The organism is Acinetobacter sp. AND/436, assembly GCF_049546925.1.
GTDB classification, from domain to species: domain Bacteria; phylum Pseudomonadota; class Gammaproteobacteria; order Pseudomonadales; family Moraxellaceae; genus Acinetobacter; species Acinetobacter indicus.
Map to the genome: position 1 here is coordinate 115,786 of NZ_JBMXBO010000010.1, position 7,021 is coordinate 122,806.

The window sequence follows — 7,021 nt, forward strand, 5'->3', positions numbered from 1 at the left end:
ACGCATACTTCCTGGGTTTGGTCAGATTTTTAAAACTTAATACAAAATTTGTCCATTTTGCAGTAATTGCTCAAGATCAGTAGCGACACCCGTTAAAGTTACTAGTGATGTAGCAGAGAATGCCTCTCCACTTCCATCACGATCGACCTTCACTAACGTATTGATTGTACTACCATCAGCAACCTGTTCTAACTGAATGAACTGTGCCATATAACTGAAATAAGCAGTTGCGTCATTTTCTAAAAGCGACTGAGCGTGCGCCTCATCAAATGAATCTGCAATCAATTCTGAAAGATCAAGCATATCTGCATCTGTGTCAAAAGCCACATTAGCGACTTTAAAGCCATTCCAGGTATCTTGACCATGTCCACCTGTTGCATCATTCGCCTGTAAATCGTAGATCACTACATCTTGAGCGCCGCTTGTAGATACAAATGTATCTGCACCCGCACCGCCATTTAAGATGTTAAGTCCAGAACCACCATGAATCGTGTCATCACCTGCACCACCATAAATCAGGTCATTGCCAGCACCGCCATGAATGACATCATTGCCTATGCCACCGTAAATCACATCATTATATGCACTGCCTGTGATTGTATCATCGCCATTGTAACCATAGATTAATACTGACCCACTTGCTGCTGACTGATCCAGATTTGTGTCGCTTTCATCGGTTCCTTCAACCAAATTCACGTCACCATTTAAACGATAGCTGGTTGTCGCCAAATCTAAGTCGAGTAACTTGCCCATCGTTTCTGTTGTGGTCAAATCATGGCTGTCTGTTGCACGGATTTGCATGGTATTAATAACGTCTAAGCTGAGTAGATCGCCATTTACAATTCCAAGATCACCCTCTTGAACCCCAATTTTAACAGTGGCTAAAAGCTGGTTAATCGCACTATTGCTAATATTTAGTTCTGTACTCGCACTAGTGATACGTAAGGTCGTTGTTGGCGCAATAAGCCCTAGAACACCTTCATTTTCGATGACTTCAACTTTTAGACCCAGCTCTTGTGCAAGTCTTGCTGACCAGCCAAATGTTGGTTTCGTTACATTGACCGCTACAATTTGTTGGAACTCAAGTTCTACTTTGCGTAAATCATTATTGATGTCATACACAAAAATATCTTGCTCACCTAAGTTAATCACACTTAATACATCTAGACCAACCAAACCAAGTAAAGAGGTATTTTTACCAAATACCCATGGCGCTTGGTTGTCTGGGTTATAGCCAAACGGCACTAACTCAGTTGTATCAAATGTGATTGCTGTAGTGTCGCTATCACCATCTGTATCGGTCACACTTAGATCAATGTCAGTTGAATCACTACCAATCACTTGATCAACCAATGCCACATCCAACTTGCCTTGTGCAATCAGATTTTGAATCACCTCATAATCTGAGTGTAAGTCGGCAGTAGTTTGTGAAGGAGTCGATTTAAATAAATTAACACCCTCAAGCACGATTACTTGATCCACTAAGTGAGTATGTGATGCTTCCTGATAACCACCGACAAACTCTCCTTCAGTACTAATCTGAATAATAGTTTGATCATTAACTTCGTCATAACTGAAATGTAAATAATTGGTCAGGTTACCTGGCATAAATCCTAAACGACCACCACCATTGAGCAGACCTTTCAGGTCCAGAATGTCACCGCCCAATACTGCTGAGTCTGCATTGAAGTCTTTAATGATGTCTGTCGCAATACCAATGGTCATGACCTGATCACCTTTTTCCCAACGGAAAGTATCCGACCCTTCACCACCATATAAAATATCGTGACCACGACCACCAATGATATAGTCGTCGCCTTCGTTACCCATTATGAGGTCATTACCGTTCCCACCATATAAGTGGTCACCTTCATTTCCACCATAGATTTTATCGGCACCGTCTAAGCCATAAATAGACCACGCTTCTAATGCACCATCTTTAGTTAAGGTTGAACCACGTCCAGCACTATCAACCAAAATGGTAGAAACCGTTTCACCAGATAACAAATCATTGAGTAAACCAACATTTGCTAATTCCACTGAGTCTTTCGTAGCAAGCGTAGTTCCATCCTGAGCATAAGCTGTAATAGAAGCCCAAGGAAGAATACCAACATTTAATAGTTCTGAAAGACCACCTTGAATACCCACCGTACTAAGTAGTTGATTAACTTTAAAGGTATCTAATGGCTGATTATTCTGAGCTTTAATCTCTAATGTCGCCTGACCAATACCTAAAACAGCGGATGTTAAAGTGATATTGAAACCGAATTCATTTGCCAAAATTGTGTTATAGCTGAACTTTTTCGGATCGTCCAGTAAACTACCTAATAAACCGCCTACATTAACAACATCACCCAAAGCAATTTTAACAGCATAAATACCATCACCTTGTACAGCAAACAGTTGGCTATTTTCAAACTCAAGTAAGCCAGCAACGTCTACATTTACAGCGCCTAACAAGGTATTTGAACCACCTAAGCTCACGGCAACCGGTACAGAGGTTGAATAATCGACTGGTAATGGTGCAAAAATACTGTACTGGTATGCGCCTGTATCTAGATCAAACTTAATTAACTCGCCGCGTTCTGTGGTGATGAATAGCTGACCTGCTCCATTTTCTGCAGGAATATGGTTATATGCCAAGACTTTGTCTGCAGTGCCCGTTGCTGTTTGAGTAATACTCTGATTCTCATAATCAATTTTGAAGATTGTGCCATCTACATTAATTTCAGCTTCCTGAATACCATCTGCACTGGTTTTAACCAAAGCATTACCTTCAACGACATACGTACTCGTTAAAGCTTCAGTTCGATCTGCTGCAAGAACTGGGACATCATCTGTCACATTCACCGTAATATAGTGGGACTGAGTCACATCGCCACGTGCATTGGCAAAGTTCACTCGAACATCAAAAGCCAACTCATCATCAGTTACTGTACTTGGTTCACCATGTTCAATTGCTTGGCTCATGGTAACTGTATACTGACCAGCATCATTTAGTGTAATCCGAATCGCTTCAATACCATTGGCGCTACCAATTAACTCTTGGGTATTTTGACCAGCCCAATCAATCAACATACCGTTGGCGTATAAATCGGTTGCAGGTGCTTCCAAATATACGGTAGTAGTACCGAATGGCAAGCTAATAATTGTGTCTGATGCAGAAATCGTTTCTGTATTCAATAAACCAGCTTCTGAAAGTTCAACAACTGTATTTAGAACATCCGTATCTGCAAGTTTATAAATCACTGTTGCAGTATCTGATTCAGATTTGTTTCCAGCTTTGTCGGTAACAGTGGCACTAATATCTAGTACCTGAAGATCTGTTAATGGCAGTGAAGATAATTGTTCTGGTGTTAAAGTTAAGCTCCAAATAGGTAATGCTGTTTCAGGATCAAGCGCTACCGTTGTGGTAAGCGTTTCATCTTCCACCGTAACAGTCACTGTTTCACCGACTTCTGCACCTTCTGCTGTACCTGTAATTGTCAGACCTTGTGCAGCTTCAATATCAGTTAAGACATTGTCCCCTGCGATAGGCTGATCAATACTGATCACTGGCGCAATAGTATCGACAGTAATTGTATGTTGACTATCTGTACGAGTATTGCCTGCTAAATCGGTGTTCTTAATAGTCACTGTGTGAGTAGCGTCAGGCAGTGTTTGATTTGCTGTAGCCGTCCAATCACCATTTTCGTCTGCAATAGCAGATGCAACCACTTTTCCACCTATTATAATTTCAATGGCTGAATTTGGTTCAGCTGTACCCGACCAAGTTGGTGTTGAGTCATTGGTGGTATAAGCAGTTCCGATAGGAGTAAGCGCACCATCATCATCTGAAACAATATATGCGAGAGGGTCTAAATCAAGGTCTATCGTAAACTTACGTGAAGCAACCTCTTGGTTATAAGTATAGTTACCGAAGGCTCCACTACGGTTATCAAATAATACAACCTCATATTGTCCATTTAATACAACCTCATCTTGTCCATTATCCAACAAGGTCTGAATTTGAGCCTGATTCAGCGACTCTGTCCAATTGACGCTGTCAGCTAACGCAGCAGTAATTGAAAATTCATGTACAGGAGAATCTTCACGATTACCATCAATATCTAACCTGTAAATAACCCCATAATCCCTGGTATCAGAACCAGATAAATCAGACACACCTGAAATTGTTTCGCCATTGCTTGCTTCTGATGCATTAATAATGTCATCACCTGCAATTACGCCAATTGCATTCGTTACCGATGTCAAGGAGACATCCGTTTTAGATGCTGTTTCTGTATTTCCCGCAACATCCGTAGCCGTTGCTGAAATCGTAATCGTTGTTCCAGCATCTGCGCCATCAGCCATTGCAGCTGAATCTGTTGAAGAAATCAAGGTAAACCAATTACCTGTTGCATCTGTTGTCGTTTCAAAGGTTTTATTGATACCTTCTACTGTAAATGTAACTTTACTATTCGGCTCTGCAATGCCTTTAACTACGAAACCATTCTGCTGATCATAGCTCGAAATTGTTGTTGGGCTCGTGATAGTAATACTGGTAGCATTATCTAAAGTCACATCTTGAGCTAAAACACCTTGACTGACATTACCCGCAGAATCACGTTGTTCAACTACAATATCGCCATATCGATAGATACCAGCATTTGGCAATTCAAATGAGGTTGTAGTTGAGTCAAACCATGTAGTAGACCAAGTATTCCCACCATCAGTACTATAACGCCATGTATTGCCTGCTGTAATACCTACATTTACAGTTGCATCGGCAGTAATACCATCGCTATCTGATACTCCAGTATCAGTTGCAAGACTTACTGTCGGAGCATCTGGAACTTGCGTATCGCCCGTAATGTTCGTATTTTCGTATACACCACCCACAAGTTGTTGCAGCTGGCCTGCTTCACCCAGTTTACCTGTCGTTGCACTGACATAACTGCCCGCAGCAACAGTAATATTTGCCGTTAAGGCATCAGTTACAATTGGTGTAAAAATCGCAGTATAAATAAGTGGATTATTTAAATCCTGAGTCAGATTAGACAGTGTACCTGCGCCATTTGTACTGGCATCAGACAACTCAAAACCATTCACCAACTCTGAGAAAGTAAAGGTAATTAAAGTGGTTTGACCTGCGACAATCGAATATTCATCTGAAGTAATGAGCACAGTCGGAGCATCAGCAAAATTGATTAAGTCCGTAGCCGTAGCAGCTTCGGCAGGGTTCCCCGCCAAATCAGTAAATGCATCAGCAGGTAAAGTTACTGTGATATCACCATAATAAGCGTCAGTTGGTGTGAACTGAATTTGACCACCTACAACGTCAAAATTACCTTCAACCGAAGCTCCCAATTTTGCCGCAATATCATTTAACGTTGCTTGTGTATTATTTAAATACAATGGCTCTGTAGGTGTAACGGTTACAATGCCATTTTCTAAGATAGTAATGGCTACACTTGGAGCTTGTGTATCTAAAGTCACATTATCCACAAGTTCAGCAGTATTACCTGCTAGATCGGTTGCCGTACCAGTCACAGCAATTTCACCATCAGCCAAAGTATTTAACTGATCGGTCGTTAAATCAATCGACCATTGACCTGTAATAGAGTCAGCAGTTGCTGTGAAAGGCTCTGTAATACCTTCAACTATAATGCTCAGTGTTGAGCCAGGTTGTGCTGTACCCACAAGTTTGACTGTATCTGTAGACTCAAGCGCATTGATGAACATGTCATTAAGCAAAATTTCGCTTAAAGGAAGTGTATCTAAAGGCTGAACGCTGTCTAAGGTAACTGTACCTGCTGTAGTATCCACCAAGATACTATCTTGAAGACGTTCTGTTTGACCCGTAGCATTAATGCCCGTTACCACAAGAATATTTTCACCTTCACGTGCATTGACTGATACTGTGATTTTCGTGGCATCTATATCTGTTTGATTCAAGACATAGTTATAACCATTGACTGAAATCAAGTCACCTACAGCAGCATCAATTCCCAGATTAACATCAAGCTGAATTTGACCATCATTGCCTAATTCAAATGCATTAATGACATCATCAGCATTCAAGTCATCTACTACAACCACGGATTCAATTAGATCGACTAAGGCTGTATTTTCTGAAATAAATACAAGTGATGGATCACTATCATTACCTGCACTGTCTTCAGCATAAATGATAGCTGCACTTACACCTTCTTTTACTAGAGGATTAAATGGTCCATTTATGTCCGCAAAACTCCAAGTACCATCTGGACCAACAGTTGTTTCATATGCCTGACCATCTGCAATCACAATAACTTTCGCGTTTGGTTCTGCTGTACCACTTAACTGCGTTTCATCATTTAGCAAAATGACTGGTAAATCTGGTGCTGTCGTATCAGCGGCTCCCACTAACGTAAAGCTATCAGAAATTTCACCTAGTGCATTTGTTACATAAATTGAACCGATTTCCCCTGCTAAAGGATTTGGGGAAATTGTGAATGTGCCATCTGCTGCTGTAACAGGAATTTCTGTAACAATATTTCCCGACCCATCAAGAATAACTACTGTTTCACCTGCTTTTGCTGTACCAGCCAAAGTTTCTTCAGAATTTTCTGCGATTACAGGTTTGGAAAGGACGTAGGCGTCTTTGCCATCTGTACCCTTCAAGGACTCTAACCATTTGGCTTCAGTCTCAGTACCAGCATCTGTTAGTACAGTGGCATAAGCTGGAACATTGGCTTCTAACCAGTCAGAGGCAGAAAGTGCAACCCCACCTTCCTCAAGACCGGCAACATATGCCTCATAAGTTGTCTGATCTGCTGGGTTCGCTGTAAACCAAGTGTTCGCTTGACCTTGTAAATATAGTTCATAAGCAGACAGGCCATCTACACCTGCTGCACCTGTATCTCCTTTTAATGAAGCCAGCCAGTCAGTGAACGATAGTGGAGTCTCTCCAGCTACAGTCGCGATCTCTACATACAGGTCATAAGCTGATTTGCCATCTGCACCTTTTAAGGCATTAAACATATCGGTGATCGTACCC

General features: G+C 41.3%; 1 protein-coding gene. It reads right to left on the minus strand.

Going from position 1 to position 7,021, the window contains the following annotated elements:
• Nucleotides 1–36: 36 nt before the first annotated feature.
• On the minus strand, nt 37–7,005 hold the full coding sequence (locus ACPEPR_RS09665; protein WP_423562365.1) for an Ig-like domain-containing protein: 6,969 nt from the start codon (nt 7,003–7,005) through the stop codon (nt 37–39).
• Between the last annotated feature and the right edge of the window lie 16 nt (nt 7,006–7,021).